General features: G+C 55.6%; 14 protein-coding genes and 1 tRNA gene. 12 read left to right on the top strand and 3 right to left on the bottom strand.

The genetic code is table 11. The features are described 5' to 3' along the window. Window positions 1-241 precede the first annotated feature (241 nt). The 3 genes from JOD78_RS25090 (at window position 242) to JOD78_RS25080 (ending at window position 12249) form a co-directional block, all read left to right on the top strand. Window positions 242-10801: a hemagglutinin repeat-containing protein gene (locus JOD78_RS25090; protein WP_209569305.1), complete on the top strand. Its 10560-nt coding sequence runs from the start codon at window positions 242-244 to the stop codon at window positions 10799-10801. Beyond that, the gene (locus JOD78_RS25085) at window positions 10798-11370 is read left to right on the top strand and encodes a hypothetical protein (RefSeq protein ID WP_209569308.1); all 573 of its coding nucleotides are present in this window, start codon (window positions 10798-10800) and stop codon (window positions 11368-11370) included. Before JOD78_RS25090 ends, JOD78_RS25085 begins: the two co-directional genes overlap by 4 nt. A gap of 231 nt (window positions 11371-11601) precedes the next feature. Continuing rightward, a complete protein-coding gene (locus JOD78_RS25080; RefSeq protein ID WP_245202285.1) occupies window positions 11602-12249 on the top strand; it encodes a hypothetical protein in 648 nt (215 codons plus the stop codon). A gap of 176 nt (window positions 12250-12425) precedes the next feature. On the opposite strand, the gene JOD78_RS25075 is transcribed toward JOD78_RS25080, so the two are convergent. After that, window positions 12426-12980, bottom strand: coding sequence for a helix-turn-helix transcriptional regulator (locus JOD78_RS25075; protein ID WP_209569312.1), 555 nt, complete (start codon window positions 12978-12980; stop codon window positions 12426-12428). A 190-nt stretch (window positions 12981-13170) separates the two neighbouring features. On the opposite strand from JOD78_RS25075, the gene JOD78_RS25070 reads away from it, so the two are divergent. The 9 genes from JOD78_RS25070 to JOD78_RS25030 all read left to right on the top strand — a co-directional run bounded on the left by JOD78_RS25070 (window position 13171) and on the right by JOD78_RS25030 (window position 18707). Next, entirely contained in the window at window positions 13171-13416 is a 246-nt protein-coding gene (locus JOD78_RS25070; RefSeq protein ID WP_006465440.1) for an ogr/Delta-like zinc finger family protein, read from the top strand. A gap of 103 nt (window positions 13417-13519) precedes the next feature. After that, window positions 13520-13741, top strand: coding sequence for a hypothetical protein (locus tag JOD78_RS25065; RefSeq protein WP_209569314.1), 222 nt, complete (start codon window positions 13520-13522; stop codon window positions 13739-13741). A gap of 85 nt (window positions 13742-13826) precedes the next feature. Further along, window positions 13827-14183: a hypothetical protein gene (locus JOD78_RS25060; protein ID WP_245202284.1), complete on the top strand. Its 357-nt coding sequence runs from the start codon at window positions 13827-13829 to the stop codon at window positions 14181-14183. Then, window positions 14173-16224: a replication endonuclease gene (locus JOD78_RS25055; protein WP_209569316.1), complete on the top strand. Its 2052-nt coding sequence runs from the start codon at window positions 14173-14175 to the stop codon at window positions 16222-16224. The genes JOD78_RS25060 and JOD78_RS25055 overlap by 11 nt, the downstream gene beginning before the upstream one ends. Beyond that, window positions 16221-16367 (top strand): hypothetical protein, encoded by a 147-nt coding sequence (locus tag JOD78_RS25050; RefSeq protein ID WP_008331387.1) that lies wholly within the window; start codon window positions 16221-16223, stop codon window positions 16365-16367. Before JOD78_RS25055 ends, JOD78_RS25050 begins: the two co-directional genes overlap by 4 nt. After that, window positions 16364-16762 (top strand): hypothetical protein, encoded by a 399-nt coding sequence (locus tag JOD78_RS25045; protein WP_348534284.1) that lies wholly within the window; start codon window positions 16364-16366, stop codon window positions 16760-16762. Before JOD78_RS25050 ends, JOD78_RS25045 begins: the two co-directional genes overlap by 4 nt. Continuing rightward, window positions 16759-17001, top strand: a complete 243-nt coding sequence (locus JOD78_RS25040) for a DUF4224 domain-containing protein (RefSeq protein WP_209569318.1) — start codon at window positions 16759-16761, stop codon at window positions 16999-17001. The genes JOD78_RS25045 and JOD78_RS25040 overlap by 4 nt, the downstream gene beginning before the upstream one ends. Before the next feature lie 70 nt (window positions 17002-17071). Beyond that, complete coding sequence (locus JOD78_RS25035; RefSeq protein ID WP_348534283.1) at window positions 17072-18088, top strand: tyrosine-type recombinase/integrase; 1017 nt, start codon at window positions 17072-17074, stop codon at window positions 18086-18088. Between the two features lie 106 nt (window positions 18089-18194). Then, the gene (locus JOD78_RS25030; protein ID WP_209569320.1) at window positions 18195-18707 is read left to right on the top strand and encodes a YfbU family protein; all 513 of its coding nucleotides are present in this window, start codon (window positions 18195-18197) and stop codon (window positions 18705-18707) included. Between the two features lie 197 nt (window positions 18708-18904). On the opposite strand, the gene JOD78_RS25025 is transcribed toward JOD78_RS25030, so the two are convergent. Both JOD78_RS25025 and JOD78_RS25020 read right to left on the bottom strand, forming a co-directional pair. Next, window positions 18905-18980 (bottom strand) — tRNA-Thr (locus tag JOD78_RS25025). A 25-nt stretch (window positions 18981-19005) separates the two neighbouring features. Next, window positions 19006-19497, bottom strand: coding sequence for a ClpXP protease specificity-enhancing factor (locus JOD78_RS25020; RefSeq protein ID WP_121040400.1), 492 nt, complete (start codon window positions 19495-19497; stop codon window positions 19006-19008). Window positions 19498-19609: the final 112 nt, after the last annotated feature.

The raw sequence follows: 19609 nt of genomic DNA, 5'->3' as shown, positions 1-19609 counted from the left end.
GCAACGCGTCTCATGGGAATCCGGTGAGCAGGAACAAGCATCCGCTCATGTACGCATTTTTTCAAACGATGGAACAGCACGGGAACCGGCATCGGTGACCTGCTGCAGGAACGCGTCATACCGCGACAGCGGCTTGTCGGTGGAAAGTCTATTCCGATTCTGGATTCGCCATCAGCCCGTACAAAGATCGGGATGCGCTGGCGATTGATAGAGATCGTCTTTTTTCAGGGCTAGATGCAATATGAACACATCAAAATTCTGCGCCGATGTCAACGACTACCGTACTTGGCCACGTCTTACGCATCTAGTTCTGGCAATCGCAGCGCTCTGTGGCGGCATTACCTTGGTGTCGGCCCAGATTGTGGCCGATCCCAATGCCGGTTCGCGCAAACCAGCGGTCACCAGCGCGCCGAATGGAGTGCCGCTGGTCAATATTACGGCCCCCGTCTCTGGTCTTAGTCATAACCAATTTTCTACATTGAACGTCGGCGCTCCGGGCGTTGTTCTTAATAATTCCCCAACCGGCGTTTCTACGTCAATCGCCGGATTTGTTCCCGGTAATGCCAATCTCACGCCAGGCAGAAGCGCACAAATCATCCTCAATGAAGTAACCGGCACCGGTCGTAGTCAGTTGAACGGGACCGTCGAGATCGCCGGTCAACGGGCGGCGGTGATTTTTGCGAATCCGAATGGCGTGAGCATCAACGGACTCGGATTTTTGAATACTTCGCGCGCCGTAGTCACGACGGGTGTTCCCGTCATGAATAGTGATGGCAGCCTGAATGGTCTACGCGTCACTCGCGGCGATATCCAGATTGGGCCCAATGGCTTGAATGGCGCTGGCCTGGATCAACTGGATTTGATCGCCCGCAGCATCGCAGTGAATGGTCAACTGCAAACCAGCAACGGGCTCAATCTGGTCACCGGCAGCAACCTCGTCAATTATACGGATCTCGGTGTCACGGTGATTGCTGGCGATGGCGGCAAGCCGACCGTAGCTATTGACGCGAGCAATCTGGGCGGCATGTTTGCCAACCGTATTCGACTCATCGGAACGGAAGCGGGCGTAGGGGTCACGAGCATGGGAAATATCGCCGCCAGCGCGGGCGATATTGACATCGACAGCAAGGGCGTCGTAACGAATCTGGGACGCACCACAGCCACGGGGCACGTCAACATCGCGGCGGGTGATGGTCTCATCAACTCGGGCACAATCTACGCACAGACCAATGCACAGATGTCCAGCAACGGCCAGATCAGCAACACCGGCACGATGGCCGCGCAAGGTGATTTGTCGTTGGCCGCTGGCACGCTCAATTCAACCGGGTCCCTTGGCGCAGGGATCGATGCCAACAGTCGCGCCACGCAGGCCGGTAACATGAGTGTGACTGCTGTGGATACGTTGAGTGCCACTGGCCAGAATACGGCCGGCGGCAATATTTCCATCAGCGGCGGCAGCGTCAATCTCGCGCAGGCACAAACCAATGCGGGCGGAAAAATTGCTGTCGCTGCTCAGTCCGGAAACATTGATCAGACCAAGGGCACATTACAAGCTTCTGGAAGCGCAACGCTAATAGCAACCGGCAATGTCATCAATGACCAGGGCAGTATCAGCGCTACCTCGCTGGATCTCAAGGCCGGTGGCCTTTCGAACACGGGCGGCAGTATTGCCCAGTCGGGGAATGGTGACACCAGTATCGTCACCTCCGGCAGCTTGAACAACGCCGGCACCATTGCCACCAACGCCACCAATCTCTCCATCCAGTCAGGTAGCCTGATCAACGACCACGGCCAGATCAATCATGCGGGCAGTGGCAAGCAATCTATCCAGACAGGGACTTTTTCCAACGTCCAGGGTAGCATCGCAAGCAACGGCGCGGCCAGTATCCAAACCGCTGCCGCGATCAATGGCGGTAGCATCACCGCGCAGAAGACGCTCGATTTGAGATCGAGCTCTTTGAACAATAACAATGGAACGCTCGCTTCCAATGGTGCCATGACGGTCAACGTCGATGCACGGCTTAGCAATAATGGCGGTTCCATACAGGCCGGTACTACGGCTGCTCCCACTAGCGTGACAGTGGATGCGGCCAATCTGGATAATAGCAGCGGTACCCTGGCTGCGGGCACCATTAACCTGACCGCAACAGATTTGGCCAATAGCGGCGGCAAGATCATTCAGAACGATGCAAATGGTGCTGCGACGATCAGCGTGCTGCGGCAACTGAACAATGCGCAGGGGATCATCGCCAGCGTGGCCAGCAATCTATCCGTCATGGCGGGTACATTCAATAACGACAGCGGAAAGCTGGCGCATACCGGAAATGGGGCACTGCTGATACAAGGTGGAGCCGTGTCGAACAATGGGGGCGCGATCGGCACTAATGGGGCTGCGACGATCACCGCAAATACGGGCAGTTTCAATAACGTTGCCGGCGCGGTGAGCGCATTGGGTGAATTGGCTGTCGGCACCGGCGACATGTTGGACAACTCAGACGGTTCGATCAAGGCATTGGGAAATGTGGCCGTCAACGCTCAGGGCGCGTTCGCTAACGTCGGGGGCAAGATCGAGTCGCTGGCCAGCACAGGGCAATTACAAGTCTCTGGCCGTACCATTGACAACACCAATGGCAAGATCATCAATGTCGGGAATGGCCAGACCACGGTGACAGGCACCACATCGATCCTCAATGCCAATCCGTCCGCTGTATCGGGCGCTGGTTTGATCGGAGGTGCGGGTGACGTGACTATTGACGCTCCGATTCTGTCTAACCGACAAGGCGGCCAGATCATCGCGGGCCGTGCGATGAATCTCAATACTACATCTAGCGTCGATAATTCTGGCGGTCAGATGATAGCGACCACCGCATTGACGTTGATGCAGACCGGTGCAACGTTGACCAATATTGGCGGTGGGCTCAGTGCAGGTAGCCTCACGCTGTCCTCAAGGAATATTGATAATACGAATGGTAGCATCGCCAACTCGGCAGGCAACGGTGATATAGCCATCACCACAGGGACGCTGACCAATAGCGGTGGTGCTATCGGCAGTGGCCAGGATTTGCAACTGACGGCCAATACCGTGAATGGCAACGGCAAGATTATTGCAGGCCGTGACGCCAACGTCAGCATGCAGGGCGATTACAACTATCGTTCGGGCAATCAGATCACGGCGAACCGCAATCTGACGCTGTCAACGACTGGCACCCTGAACAACTCCGGCACTTTAGCTGCGACCGGGAATCTCGCAATCAATGCTGCGGGTGTTAACAATGCTGCCGGCGCCACTATCGCTTCGGGGCGTCCCGGCGATACTACGACCGGCACTACGACGATCAATGCCGGTGCTGGTGTCCTTGCCAATGCAGGTCGTATTGAAGGCAATAACGTCACGATCAATAGCGCCCAGCTGGTCAACACTGGAACGATGATTGGCAATACGGTGACTATCAGCGCAAGTAACCTGACCAATGACGGTACAGCGGCGATCATTGCTGGTGCCAACCAAGTCAATCTTTGGGTGACCAACTCCCTTAACAACCAGAATGGTGCCAACCTCTACAGTCTAGGGAACCTGAATATAGCGGCCAGTGCTGTCAAGGATGCCAACGGCTATCTGTTCCACCAGACGGGCACCCTCAACAACCTGTCGTCGACGATCGAAGCTGATGGTGTCTTGAATGTGGCGGCGAACCAGATCAACAACATACGCCAAAACGTAACCACCGATACGGTGACAGTGGCAGATACGACCTCGACGATGGTTCAGTCGTCTTGGTGGTCGTCCCGGGCACCGGCAAATACGACGATGCATGATGCATATTTTGTTGATCCGTCGTCCATTGTCTCCGTCACGCCTTTCGTCACTCCCGATGGTTATTTGATCTACAAAGCGGTGGTGAACTTCTCTGGAAACGATTCGGCTTTCCAGATAATGACCTCAGGGCTTTCCTATCCGCTGCCAAATGGAGCCGGTGACATTCAATACATGAAACAGTCGCGGGTGACAGTATCGCCGGGTCAGCAGGTGATCTATTTCACGTCGCGAGCCGATAACCAGGTCAATCCGGATCAAGTCGCCGGCAACGTTGCCTGGCCGTCTTACAGCAATTTTATTTTCCGAAATGTTCTAGGTGAGATCACGTATTCAAGTCAATACGGAAATTGCACCACGAATTGCACACGTCTGGCGATGATTCCAGACTATACCGATCCAACGAGAACATTTCAGAACGATACGCAAATCCGGAGAGCCTCTTTCTCTGGCAGCTATCCGGTCGAGGTTCAGCGGATTGCGCATCAGGTCGTCACGGCAACGCAACTCTCACCCAACAGTGGTGCGCCTGCGCTGATCACCTCGGGTGGCGATATGCACATGGCTATCGGTACCCAGCTAAATAACGACAAGGGAAATATTGCGGCTGGCGGTAACTTGACCATTGACGGTGTCGCCTCCTCCGATGGCAGCAACAGTGCCAAGATCCTCAACACTGGCACGCAACTCACGCAGACCTACACATCAACCATTCAATCCGGATTTGGGACCGCGGACAGATTGCCTGCACCTCCCGTGGAATGGATAAGCTGGAGTAACACGCCAATTACTTTAGCTACTGGCGTAGTCGGTGGCACCATCAGCAGCAATCAGGCTGTCTCGATCAGCGGCGGACAGATCACCAATGCCAGTGTCGGCACAGCAACCCTCCCTGTTGGTGCTAGCGGAGCATCGCTGGGCCTGGGCGAGGGGATCGTTCCATTGAGTCTGTCGGGAAATGGCGGCATCGGAAACGTCGCCGGGATGACACCGGGCGTAGCACGCTCGGTCAATGGGGTTCGTGCTGGTGTGGTCAATACCGTGCTGCCCACCAACGGTCTGTACCACATCAACCCGCAACCGGGGAAATCGTATCTGATCGAAACCGATCCTCGCTTTACCCAGTACGGTAATTTCGTCTCCAGCGACTACATGTTGAATTTGATGGGCGTCAATCCATCGGTAACGCAAAAGCGTCTGGGTGATGGCTTCTATGAAGCGAAGCTGGTAACAGATCAAGTCACCAACCTGACCGGACAGCGCTATCTTGCCGGTTACAGCAATGCAGAAGACGAATACAAGTCGCTGATGACCAGCGGTGTCGCGTTCGCTAAGCAGTTCAACCTCACGCCTGGGGTCGCGCTGTCAGATGCTCAGATGGCCGCGCTGACCAGCGATATGGTGTGGCTCGTGAACCAAACCATAACCCTGCCGGACGGTAGCCAGCAGACCGTATTGGTGCCGCAGGTGTATCTGGCGAAGAACATGAACCTGACGCCCACTGGGGCAGTGATTGCCGGTGAATCTGTCAGCGTCAAGGGGACGGACATCGCCAACAACGGCGCAAGCTTCTCTGCCACGAAGCAGCTTAGCCTGGCAGCTGACCGTGACATCAGCAATGTCGGGGGCTCGCTGTCAGCGATGAATATAGACCTTTCAGCCGGCAACAATATCATCAACCAGTCGCTCACCAATACGGCCGTCAGTAATTTTGGCAACAGCATCTCGACGGTTACGGCTGTGAGTGCCGTAGGCAAGATCGCTGCCACACAGAATCTGACTTTATCCGCAGGACAGAATGTGATCCTGCAAGCTGCGCAGGTCAACGCCGCGGGCAATGCGAAGATCAAGGCCGGTAACGCCATCAGCGTGGAAACGGTGATGGCTGGATCACAATATGTGCTCCCGGGCGGCAACACCGACACCAGCCTGCAGTCCACTCGTGTGGTTGGTAGCAACCTGGTCGCCGGCGGGAATCTGACGCTGCAGAGCGGCGGCGACATCAATGTTCGGGCAAGTAATCTGAGCTCTGGCCAGAATATGCTGGTTGCGGCGGGAGGGAACGTCAATATCGCCAATGCGATCGATACCACTACCTACCATAGCGCAGGCAGCAGCAAGAATGGTAGGGAGACGGCGGATCGTCATCTCGAGACAAATATCGGCAGTACTCTCATTGCCGGCGCGAATGCTACCGTGCTGGCGGGCGCAAGGCTGGATAGCAATGGTAATCTGACACTCGATACCACCTCAGCAGACCCCGCTGCGCATGCCAACAGCCTGGTGGTTCAAGGAAGCACGGTAAGTGCAGGCAACAATGCTGGCGGGCAGGGTAATGTCTTGCTCGGCGCGTCCGGCGATGTCTCCATTGTGGAATCCCACCGCAATAATTTCTCCACCATCGATGATGCAAGCCAGAGCAAGAGCTGGTTGTCGTCCAGCAGTTCGCACACCAATAGCAGCTTCAACGCGGACATGAGCACCGGAAGTACTGTGGCGGGCAATGCGATCAAGTTGACTTCGGGCGGCGATCTGGGTGTGCAAGGCAGTGTGATTGCCGGTACTGGAAACGTCACGCTCAACGCCAGAAACAATGTCGTTGTCGCTGCTGCACAAAATACCGTGGTGACGCACTACGAGCACGAAGAGAAGAAGTCTGGAATTTTTGGTACCGGTGGTATCGGCATCATGATCGGCAGCAAGTCCAGCAAGCAAACGGCGGATGGCAACCAGCTTACGCAAAGCGACGCCCGCAGTACGGTGGGTTCGTCTGCCGGTAACTTGAGCATCAGTGCCGGACAAGATGTACTGGTGTCTGGCAGCGACTTGATTGCGGGTAAAGCTGCGGATGACTCGACCAGTAAAACGGGCAATATCGACATTCTGGCGCGCAACATCACCATCAACACGGGCCTTGATATCGAACATAAAACCGTTACGCAGGAAAGCAAGCAGAGCGGCGTCGGCGTGGCATTGGTCGGTACGCCCTTGGATACCGTCCGCAATTTGCAGGCGATTGGCCGCAATGGCGGTAGTAAGGGCCAAAAGGCCAAGGCGGGATTGGATGAACTCGGTTTTAGTGCGCTAACGACGCCGCAAATTGCACTCACAGTCGGTGGCAGTAGCAGCAATATGCGAAGCACGGTCGATAGCACCACCAATACTGGCAGTAGCTTGCTCGCCGCGGGCAACATTAGTTTGACAGCGATAGGTGATGGTACCAAAGATGCAAATGGCCGGGCCAACAACGGTAACATCGTCATTTCGGGTAGTACCGTCTCTGGCGTTGGTAGCGTTCAGCTGGAAGCTCAACGCGATATTACGATTCAGTCTGCAACCGATCGCTATGCGGAAACCAGCCAGGCTAGTGCCAAGAGCAGTAGTCTGAACCTGGCGACTCCGAGTGCGGGCGATATTTTGCGTAATGTGTCTGGAGGTCCCAACAGCAGCGGTGTCGGTCTGTCGCCCTATAACGCCAGCAAGACCAGCGATAACAGCAATACGCAGAGTACCGGCCAAGTGGCTAGCAGTGTCAGTGGCAATACGATTTCGTTGATCAGCCGTACTGGTGATATTACCGTTGCAGGTTCAAGCATCGCAGCCAAGGATGACGTGACTCTTAACGCGCAGTTGGGGCAGATCAAGGTGGAGGCTGGCCAGAACGATCAGACTCATCACGAAGACCACAGTGCCCACGTCGTCGGCAACTTGGGTAGTGGCTCGAACGGAACCTCGACGACCGTTGGAGTGAGCAATTCCAACAGTACGTCGGACAGTGCACAGCAACTGCAAAACGTCGTTCGTAGCCAAATCTTTAGTAGCAACGGCAACGTTACGCTCAATGCCAAGCAGGACATCACGGTTAAGGGAAGTGACCTTTCTGCCGGCAACAATCTGATCCTGATCGGTCAGAATCTCAATCTTGATCCGGGGCGGGACAGCAGTCAAAGTCAGCAGACACAACACAGTAGCCAGTATGGCACCACTGTGTCGGTGGGTGGGATGGCGGGGCAGCTGACACAAGCGATCAATCAGGGCCTGGCATCCCAAGCGGCAGGGGACAATCGTGTCGCGGCACTCAATGCCGCCAAGGCTGGGCTTCTTGCTGCCAACGCCGCCAATAGTATTGCCACACCCTCAGGGCCAACGCCGGCACTGGTCAAAGTCACCGTCAGTATCGGGGGCGGGTCAAGTGACAGCAAGAGTGAGAGCCAAGCGACAGCCAATACAGGCAGTACCTTGTCTGCTGGCAAGGATGTGATGCTCGTGGCCACGGGCAGTGGGAGCAAGGATGCAGCAGGTTTCGCAAGTGACGGCGACATCAATGCGCGTGGCACGCAGATATCTGGGCAAAATGTGACGTTGGCTGCGGCTCGCGACATTAATCTGGAAAGTGCCAAAGATACGACGATAAATCGGAGCAACAATGAGAGCAGTAATACCAGTGTTGGCGTCGGGTTCGCGCTAGGTGGCCAGCAGAATGGCTTTACATTAGAACTGGCGGCCGCCAAAGCGTACGGCAATTCCAACGGTCAAAGTGTCACGAATCAGAATACGGTCATCACGGGAACGCAGACGACGACTCTGGCAAGTGGACGCGACGTCAGTTTGCTTGGAGCGCAGGTCAGAGGGACCACGGTCAATGCGACAGTCGGACGTGATTTGAACATTCGCAGCCAGCAGGATACTTCTTCCTACCAAAGTGCTCAGAACAGCTCCGGCGTGAATATGAGTCTGTGCATTCCGCCGTTTTGCTATGGCGCAATGGTGCAAGGTAGTGTGTCATCGGATAGCCAGAACATCAGTAGCACCTTCGCCAGCGTCAAGCAGCAAAGTGGGATCATTGCTGGCGATGGCGGCTATAACGTGAAGGTCAACGGCAATACGGATCTGGTCGGTGGGTTAATTGCCAGTAGCGCTGACAAGTCGAAGAATAATCTCACCACCGGAACGCTGACTGTCAGCGATGTAAAGAATGTTGCCCAATATAGTGCTGACAGCAGTCATGAGGGGGCTAGCCTCGACACCAAGGCCGGGGCGATCGGCAACCTTCTGAACAATGCGGTCGATAATGCGGCGGGCAATAGCCAGAATCCGATCGAGGGAAGTGCAGCAGGTACAACGAAGAGCGCGATCAGTGAGGGCAATATTTCGATCACTGATCAGGCCGGTCAACTCGCCAAGACAGGGCAGACGGCAGATCAGATCATTGCCAGCATCAGCCGTGATACGGCCGCTGCCAATGGTTCGATCTCTCAGATATTTGATCTTGCGAAGGTCCAGCGGCAGCAGCAGATTGACCAGCTCACCAGCCAACTGGCGCAGCAGGCGGCTCCCTACTTGTATAAGCAGGTAGGAGACTTTTTGCAAGGTGATTCGACACCAACCAAGGTCCTGGTTCATGGACTGGTCGGCGGGTTGATGGCAAAAGCCATCGGCGGTAATTTTGGAGCGGGGGCTGCCGGGGCAGCGGCAGCCAAGCTAGCGCTCGAAGCCTTCGGGGAGCAGTTGGGTAGTATCGGCGACATGACTCCCCAGGAGAAGAGTGCGCTCATCCAGTTGGTGGGATTGACGGTTGGCAAAGCGGTTGCTCAATTCTCGGCAGGAAGTGGGGCGGATGGAAATGCTGCTGGGGTCACCGCTAAACTTGCGACGCAGTTCAATTATCTGAATCACACCCAGGCAGCGCAGTTCAAACAAAAACTCGATAGCTGCGAAAGTAGGTCAGGTGGTTGTCCAGAGGATGAACGCAAGGCGTTGATTGCGCAGTACCGCGCATTGTCTGCTGCAAACATCGAGACGTTGAATTTCTGCGCGATGCGTGCTGATGCGGCTTGCTTGGCGCAGATCAAGGAGAGCATCGCCAGTCCGAGCGAGATGCCGCTAGGTTTGGTGGGAGGAGAAGCGACTGCTTTCCGCGGGGAGCAAACAAGGGCGGATAGTCAAGTTTCTAATGCGCTGAATAATGTGGCGACAATCCAGAAGGGCCGTGATCTAGTCTGCGGCGCAATGAGTGCTGCTGATTGTGATGCCAAGATTTTGAAAACGCATGGTGATGCTGGCATGCGGGCGATGGGAATTGTTCTGTCGACGATCGGTGGCGGAGTCGCATCGAGCGCTGAAGCGATCGGGATTGTTTCTAGCGGTCTGCAGGCGCTAGTCAACGCTGGGAAAGTGGCTGGAACGGAGTTGGTCTCGTTTTTCCGTCTTGGTCCGATAGTGTATTGTTCGATTAATCCTGGTACTTGCGTTGCGACGGTAGACGTCGCTGCACAAAGCACATTGGGGACTGCAGCTCCTTCGCCTGTACTGAATTTGCCCGTTGCGACGAGTAGCGAAATTGCTACGGCTAAAGCCGAAGCAGCGGCGGCGGACACGGCGGCTGACATCGCCTCGGCACTCAAAAACCAAAGTGCTAAAAATCTAAGCGGTACTACGTCCGGTTCCGCGAATTCGGCACGGAATCAGTATTATGGGAACGGCAGTAGTGCGTCCCCATCGCCGGGTACAAATACTGCGGGGAGTAGCGGCTCGAATGTGCAGTTGGGTGACACCCCCTCTGTTGCTGGACCAAGTCAGTTTACACAGGACTATCTGGCGGGCTCAGGAGGGCGCTGGGGGACGCAAGCTACAAGGCAATTGAATTACGATGTTGGACAAACTTTGGAGAAAAGTGGTAAATATAAAGTGATCGGTGGCGGCGGTATAACCTCTGAGGAGTATATTCCTGGCCCTGGCCCAGGCACGACTGGCGGCTCATATGTGGACATTACGGCAAAGCCGGTTGATGGAGTTGGTCCTACAGTTCGGGTGCAAACTGTAACTACTCTGGCAAATGGGATAACGCCCACTCCGTCGGAGGCAGCAGCCGCAGCAAGAATAAGTAACGCATATCCAAGTGATATTTTAGTTCTTATTCCCAAAGGATCCACACCGGATCTGGTTAGGCAAGCTATCGAACAAGCATTCTTAAAGGCAGGTCTATGAAGCGCATTTTTTTCTTCGCGACGCAACGCGACATTCTCGCAGTCACTAACGATATCGAACAAAAAAATTCATTAAAGTATATTTTGGCCCACCATCATTTCCACCAAAGATACTCGGCTTCTGATGCGCCAATCTTTCTATCGGCGTCGGCCATACCAGAGTTGGGTATTGCCGCAGGAAGCCAGACAGGGCGATGTGAACATTATTTGGTAGCTGAGACTTCAACTCTAGTTGAGCCTGTGACTCGTCGTATCGGTGCAGCCTTGCCTGGAGGAGGTGAGCTGGTCACCGCTTTTGAAATGGGAAATTGTCGGGACTGTGTAGAGTTAAATGTTGGAGGATTTTGGCAAGAAACAGTTCTTATCAGCGGTCTTGTCCAAACATGGTCGGATAGTAAGCCTGCGCAGAAGCTGATGCGGCAGTTTATGTCGGCAATTAAAAAGAATTTTAAAGAAAAAATTGGGGCTTATTGGGTTGGTTCGGAAGCCCTCAAATTCTTGCAGGATGGTGGGCGACTAACTTTGAACGTAGAGGCATCTCCATCATTTGACTTAAAAATTCCAGAATGACGATAGCGCTACGTCCACAATTTTTGGTGGCCACAGTCGGCAGACGGTCAAAGCCTCGGTAGGTATGCGTATGAAGATTGTCTTGGAAGATATCCAACAGTCAGAGTGTTGATTTGCATTGAAAGCTGCCCCACTTTCGCAGGTAATTTGCATCCAAAGTTGCCCCATGTTTAGACCACAATCCTGCTCATGACAGCGAGCAGGAGAACGGAGTGATAGACGTGGCCCTACTTGGAATTATTCGACGCTGGTACATCAGAGACCGCATCTCAATTCGGGAAATCGCCCGCAGCCTACTATCCGGGCCAGATCGTGCAGGCGATCAGCCTGACGCCCACGGTCTATCGGGAGAACACCGCCGCGCCCGGCAGCGGCACCCAGGTGGGGTGCCTGAACAACGCCAGCATGAGCAATGGCGTACGCGTGCCGGGCGTGGCGCTGACCATTGGCGGAGGCGGTGCGATCCGTCTTCACAACAACAGCCTGTTCTCGATCAACACCAACTCGGCCATGGGCTACCTGGTGCAAAGCGATCCGCGCTTCACCAGCTATCGGACCTGGCTGTCTTCGGACTACATGCTGCAGAAGTTGCGGCAGGCGGCAACGTCAATATCACCGCCACGGGTGGCGGAACTGACAGCAATATCGTTATCCAAGGCAGCGATATCAAGGCTGGCGTTAACGCCACACTCAAGGCTGACAATGAGGTCAGGCTTCTCGCCGCTCAGAGCACGACGGAACAACACAGCACGAACAAGGGGATGTCGGGGTCGGTGGGCGTTTCGTTTGGCACGGATGGATTGCTCTTCAATGCGGGCGTGTCGGGTAGCGATGTGGTGTCTACCCAAGGTACAGCGGTGGTCGCGGGTAATAACGTGAACATCTTGGCCGCGACCGATAGCAGCACGTAGCGCAACTTCCGTCAGGAGACCAAGAGCGGGGTGATGGGGTGGGCTTTGGGGTGACGGTGGGTAGCCGCATGCAGAGCCAGGACGTGGATGGGTAAACAATGTAGCCAGCAAGGGACTACTACGGCCAGGCTAAACGTTGCTTTCTTACTCCTTTGAAATTTTCCCTTCTTTTTGGCTTTTTTTCCGCAAAGCTTCGTTGATATCAACTTCTTCTTTTTGGCGATGTTGTGGCGGAATTTCAGCAAGCTCGTAGGCACCTTGCAGCAACATACGCCGTAACATAACCTCTACAGAGACCCCTGCCTTTTCCGCGAGCTCTTTAATGAGTTCGATTTCAGTGCTGGAGAAATCAACCTCAACTTCTTTGGTCATAGGACGCAAGCTATCAGCAAGCCCAAGCACGCTTGACTTTGACTTTGTATCCAGTTGACGGTAATAGAAAAGAAGTTCCATCTCGTCATCGGTTGCGGCAGTGGAAACCAAGCCACTTATCAAAAAGCCGACATCTACTCCAGCTTGTGCTAACAATGCAATGTAGCCAATTCCAGGCTCTCGTTTGCCAGCTTCGTATTTCACCTGTCCATCTTTTTGGACGCCGCCGATCTCTGCAAAATCAGTTTGATTAAAACCCAAGCGTAGACGCTCCTCGCGTAGTCGAGCTCCAAAGGAGGTTAAATCAATTACTTTTTTGTTTGACATGAATCTTAATAGATACTATATTGAGGTCTGTGGTAGTGTTTAAGCTAATAATACTCCACATAATAAAGTGATTAAACCTCCATTGCGCGGAAATCGTGAGTCGAATCCGTGCGTCGACGAATCTTTCCCGCTGGGATCAGTTGCATTGCACTTAAGCCCAGTAGCTGAAGAAGAGAAAAATCAAAAAAATATGAGAGTAATCAGCCTTCCATGCCCACATTGCCAAAGCCCAGTGCGTGCAGCCAAAAGCCGGACCATGTCCACGCTGATGAAGGAAATCACCTATCGATGCCAGAACGTCGATTGTGGCCATACCTTCGTGGCCACGCTGGAGATTTCTCGTACCGTTTCCCTGTCGGCCATGCCCAATCCCGAGGTGAGCCTTCCCATCTCGCCCCGTGCGTACCTCGCACCCCAAGGAACAGGTACTGCCTGACTTGCTGCTGACCGCCTAGCCGGTCGCTGAACCCCAAATTGACTAAGACCTGTCGTGCGCCGTTTGGCGCACGCGGGATTCGCTCACCCTAAAGAAACCTCACATGGCTCTCGATCAGCAACAGACAACGCTTGCGCTCGCCTCGCTGCGGCTTCGCATGGGCGACGACATCAAAGAATTTCAATGCGCCCAGCGCATGCTGCTGCGCAAGGCGGTACTGCAAGACGAACTGCAGTGGAATGTGATCTGGCAGGGGAAATCTGCCATTGAACATCGCCTTGGCCAGCGTCTGCAGCGTCTCGGCGGTCTGATGGGGACATGGTAATGCGCACTGTGATTGCTCATGGCATCGCTGCTCTGTTGTTGCTTGCGCCATCTCTTCTGGCGGCTCTCGGGCTGGTGAGAGGGTAATGATGCGCGGTGCACGAATTAAGGACCATGCGTCATTCCGTCCGGCAACGGACCTGCTGCGCGAGCGCGCGGCATGGGTGCCCACGCCTCCGGGTAATGAAGCTGCCAAGGCCGAGCTAAGTAAATCCATTTCGCTGCTGCGCAACCGGCGGCGGCCCAATCTCCAAACCGGGATCGCCTATTCCTGGGCGGCGATGCCCAAGCCAGTGCGTCGACACATCCTGGCCCTGGCGGGATTCTCGGCGGATCGCTGGGAATGCCCTATTCACTCCTTCACTGAAGCGGAACGCCTGGCCATGCGCCATGCGGTACTGCGTGCCATTACGACGTATGAAAGAGCCCTCAATGCAGTCTAGAACAGTTGACGCGAAGACACGCCGTCGCCATCGGGCTTTCGTCGAGTCGCAGCAGTTTGCCGGAGAGCTGGCACGTATTCCGCTGAAGTGGCGTGGACGTGTCGTGAGCCAGGCGCTAGAACTGATGTCGGTATGGCACTGGAACAAGATTTTTGAGCCGATCGCCGTTCAGTTCGTCCGAGAGTTCGCTGAGCAGTACGTACCGGCCGGAGTAGATCTGTCGCAGGATGATGCCGATATTTGCGCCACGGCCGAGAAAGCCGCCGAGAATGTCAAAAAGGTCTTGTGGAAAGCGATTTCAGATACCCACGCACGGGACCTCATCGAACAAGAGTGCAGCGACTACGGCATTGATATGCCGGAAGTCGACGATGATGACCTGCGCGCCATCATCGCGCGTGTGGTGGATCCGCGCTGGTGGCGCAGGCAACTGCGCAAAGTGGTTGGCCGCGCCTTCGAAGGCGGCAATATCCGCCTGGGCTATGTGCACTATCACGGCGAGCCCTATGCCAGTAATGACGCCGTACTCTCTCGCCTGGCACAGAACCGGAGAAATGCAGCCGCGCTGGAGGCGACCATTGTGCGCAATGAGGCTGGCCAGGAATTCAGTATTGCTGAGCTGGCCGAGAAGACGACCGCGAACAAGACTATTCGTCGCGGCGAACTCATGCTGCGTATCAATGGTTTCGAGGTAATTGCGAAAGAGTGCAACGATCAGGGCCTGTTCCTCACATGGTCGTGCCCATCGCGCTTCCATGCGACGCTGCATACGGGCAAGCCGAATCCCAAGTATGACGGCTCGGACCCGCGCACAGCCAATAAGTATCTGGGAAAGATGACTGCGTTGGCGCGCTCGGCGCTGGCTCGTCGCGGCATCGGTCTGTATGGCTTCCGTATCGCTGAGCCGCATCACGATGGCAGCCCGCACTGGCACATGCTGGTGTTCGTGCGCGCCTTGCCGGACTACACCACGCCCCACGTCAAGGACGTGGCCAGCCGCGCTATCCGCGTCATGAAGAGATACGCCTGGCGCGTGGATCGTGGCGAACCGGGGGCATTCAAGCGCCGGCTTGACGTGAAACGCATTGATTGGAAAAAAGGCAGTGCTGCTGGCTATATCGCTAAGTACGTGGCGAAGAATATTGATGGCGTCGCCGACCACAAGACCAAAGAAGGCTACCTCATCACCACTGATATGGCAGGGGATCGTGAGCTGACGCCCTCGGCGCGTGTGGAAGCTTGGGCCGCCCGCTGGGGTATTCGCCAGTTCCAGCAATGGGGTGGCGCACCGGTGAGCGTCTGGCGCGAGCTGCGCCGCGTGCCGGCAGACATGGTCAAACACGCTCCTCCGGCCATGGCCGCCGCATGGGATGCCGTACAAAAGGTCGAGGGTGAGAAGCGTGCGTGCTGGGCAAATTATCTGCGTGCGCAGGGCGGCGCGCTGGTGAAGCGCGACGATCTCATGGTCACGCTTGCGAAAGAAACCAAGACTGTGTCCGGCCGCTATGAAGAGTGCAAACGTGTCATGCCCTATGGCGTGCAATGCCGCCAGATGGCCGGGGTGGTCTTTAAATCCGTTCGGCATACATGGACGCCAGTTCAAGGGCACGACGCCCGCACATCGGCGGGTTCGGGGTTCCCTTGGACTCGTGTAAATAACTGTACGCAGTCCGCTGGGCCTGACTTTGCGGCCGATGTGTCCTTCGAGCCGAAGGCATCACCCGCGCCGGTCATGTTCAAGCCCGACCAGGCCGCGCAGATAGATCATGCGTGGCTCGCCCTGGGCGCATGTCCCTGGCCCCGGCCGGTAGTGGATGACATGCCGACATGGCCAGCGCCAGCCATGACGGCCGACGAACAGCGCCGGGCCCTGGCCGCCTGGGATGTCATCAAGGCGTGTCCCTGGCCGCGCGTGGTGCCGATTCCGGACAAGTCCCCGCGTCGTGCCACTCCGCGCCAGGTGGCTGACTGGCGCGCCGGCCGGCTTGATGTGACCGAACTTCCGATTGATACCAACCCAACGAAAGGGAACGCCCCATGACCGCGTTTCGTGTCGTCGTGCGCACTGCCAGCGCACGCCATTCCTACACCGCCATCGCAGCGCATAGCTGCGACGTGATCGCCGCCGCCGTCGATCGCTTTGGCGTGTGCTCTGTTACGGCCATTCAGGAGAACCAGAAGTGAACGCAACCACAACCACCAATCCCGCCGTGTCTTACCGCGCCGAAGGCTACGCCGCCAAGTATTTCGCCAAGCAGGCGAAACAGCGTGATTTCGTCATGCTGCCACCGCAGGCCTTGGACCGCATTACGTTCAACACACCCGATGACGACGTGCTGGCAGGCTATGTGTCGGTCATTCGTCAGCACCTGGGCAATGGCCAGAAATTCGCATGGGTGGAACTGGACAATGAGTTGGCGGGGCAATTCCGGGGAGTGCCGCTGGTGGACATCCTCACTTGCGATGATGCGGGAAATCTACGCCGCAATGCCGCTAATCGCGAAACGAGACGTCTTTGCTTGGGCGACTACAGCTGCAATCTGGGTGTTGAAACGGGGATGAGGGAACCACAGTCATGACTGCTTTGTTTCTTGATGATGAGAGCTTGGATCGACTCACAGGCATTCGGCGCGGCTCTACCCGCGCCGGCGTCAAGCGGACCAAGTATGAGATGCAGGCGTCATTCCTGCGCGAAATCGGGATTCCGTTTATCTCGAATGCGCGCGGCCGGCCGGTGGTGCTGCTGTCGGCGATAGAATCGCGCCGCACGGCAGAGGCACCGAAAAAAGGATGGAAACCAGCAGTGATTGGGGCATGACATGGGGCGCAGGCCGTCGAAAAATTCGAATCTTCCACGCGGCGTGCGTGCGCGTGAGCAGCGCAGTGGCGTGATTTACTACTACTACGATGCCGGCGGCAAGCCTCGTCGTGAGATTCCGCTCGGCTCTAACTATGTCGAGGCCGTGCGGAAGTGGGCCGAACTGGAGGCGATGCCGCCTTCCACTGTGTCCAAGGTAGTGACGTTCCGTTATGCGTGCGAGGTTTATCAGAAAAAATACTTGATCGAGAATGCACCGAAAACGAGGGAAGAGAAATTGCGGCAGATTGAGACACTGCTTGCATTCTTCGATAATCCGCCGGCACCGCTTGAAGAAATCAAGCCCATCCACATCAAACAGTTTTTGTCATGGCGCGTCCAGCGAACGCAAGATGCATTGCGCAAGAAGGGTGAGCCGGTGGAAGGCAACGAAGGTCGAGTAGCGGCCAATCGTGAGAAGTCGCTCATTTCGCACATCTGGAATGCAGCGCGGGCCGAGGGGCTGACCGACCTTCCGAACCCATGCGCCGGTATCAAGTCGTTCCGCGAGTATGGCCGTGAAACCTATGTCTACGACGACGCCTTCCATGCCGTGTGGGGCAAAGCGGACGTTCCGACGCGTGAGGCAATGGACCTGGCATATCTCACCGGCGGGCGGCCGGCGGACCTGCTGAAGATCGATGAAACGCACCTACGTGAAGGCAGCATCGAAGTGCGGCAGAACAAGACCGGGCACAAGCTGCGCATTGCTATCGAAGGAAAGCTCGGGGCGCTGATCGAGCGCATCAAGGCAAGAAAGCGCGGCATATCCGGTGTCGTGGTCTCAACACGGTTACTTGTCAATGAAGAAGGTCAGCCGCTGGGCCGGGCAGCGTTGCGCTTTCGCTTCGAGGCCGCGCGTAGTGCTGCTGGCATTGAGGGGGATGACTTCCAGTTCCGCGACCTGCGTGCGAAGGCTGCTACCGATAAAACGGACAAGACCAAGGACATTCGCGAAGCACAGCAGCAACTCGGCCATACGAGCGTAGTAATGACCGAGAATTACGTGCGCAAGCGCCGAGGTCAAAAAGTTACGCCAACTAAATAAATCTTTCCGGCCCTTTTATTCCAGTCGTTTGTCCGCAGATGAGATTACTGCGAGATGGGAATGTCTCGTAAGATTGCTGTTCAACTTATCTATGGAGGGGTAGCCAATGAGTATTGAATTGTCAGACAAAGATCGCCTGTTTTTGGCCAATCAGTACGAGATTCTCGCCGCGCTTAATAAGGGTTCCAACGCTGCACGGTATGCAGAGCTTTCGAGAAATTTAAATGAGGGCCATAAAGGGATTTATGAAAACCAGCTTGAGAGCCAACTGTCGCCTGTTTTCGAAGAGCACGAGTTCGTTTTGGACGTGCTGGCCATGTTCAGAGCTTTGAGCCGCAGCTTTGAAAATCTGGCTGATAAAAGCGGCATCGATCCTCAAGACGTTCGGTACAGTGGCTTTGATGGCAACAATGAGACTGAGCATCTGTCCTTTGCCGATGCCCTCTTCCGCAACGGTCGCTTTGTTGAGACGATTCGCACAGAAGGCCTGAATTCACACTCGCAGACTATTGGAATGTATCAGCGCATGCTCACAGCGTGGCAAATGCAAGGAAGAGCTATAGCATTGAGCAAGGAGCAAGTTGTCCAGATAGTCGGGGCTCACAGCTACCCTGAATGAACGTTGCCGGTAACGGCAAAAAAGAGGCTGTGGCCTCTTTTTTTTTCGCCTCCAATCAGTGCTTTTACGATGAATGGGGAACTTGCTGAAAAACGAATGATTTAAAGCAACATCGCGTAAGTACAAAAATTGCGGAGCAAAGCCAGAATTGCGGAGCAAAGAAAAGCGGCTCACATTGCTGTGAGCCGCTTCGGTATTGGTGCTGGCTGCAGGACTTGAACCCGCCACCCCCTGATTACAAGTCAGGTGCTCTACCAGATGAGCTAAGCCAGCAAAAACTTCAGCCGGCGATTATAGCCTACTTGATGCGTGTCAGTACAGGACGGCCACCCTTTTTCGGTGGTTCCGGATCATCATCGCCCTTGTCGCTGCTTTCAGCCGGCTTCTTTTCGGGTTCGGAAACAGGTACCGAGGACAGCACAGGAGCACTGCTCTCCTGCTCAGGAGCCGCCTGCTGCGCCTCGTCGGCCGTGGCCGGCGCAGGCGCTTCAAACGCCATGCCCTGGCCGTTTTCGCGCGCGTAGATGGCGATCACGTTTTCCACAGGGATCAGGATGTCGCGCGAAACACCACCAAAGCGGGCGCTGAAGTGAATGTTGTCGTTCTCCATCTTCAAGCCGCTGGTGGCCTCGAAGCTGATGTTGAGGACGATTTCGCCATTCTTGACGAATTGCATCGGCACGCGGGTGCTGCTGTCGACGACCACGGCAATGTGCGGCGTGTAGCCATTGTCGGTGCACCACTCATAGATGGCGCGCAGCAGATAAGGCTTGGTGGAGACTTCTGGCATGACTGGTGTGGTCTGCGATGCGACGGTAAAAACCGCATCTGCCGGCAAGGCCGGGGTGGAAAGCAATATGAACTTCTGTAAACTGCACCGCCGCCCAGGGCGGCAGTGCAGC

The sequence above is a fragment of the Herbaspirillum sp. 1130 genome (genome assembly GCF_017833835.1).
GTDB lineage: Bacteria > Pseudomonadota > Gammaproteobacteria > Burkholderiales > Burkholderiaceae_D > Herbaspirillum > Herbaspirillum huttiense.
Note: the sequence above shows the minus strand (reverse complement) of the source record. Positions and strands in the feature narration are given on the sequence as shown.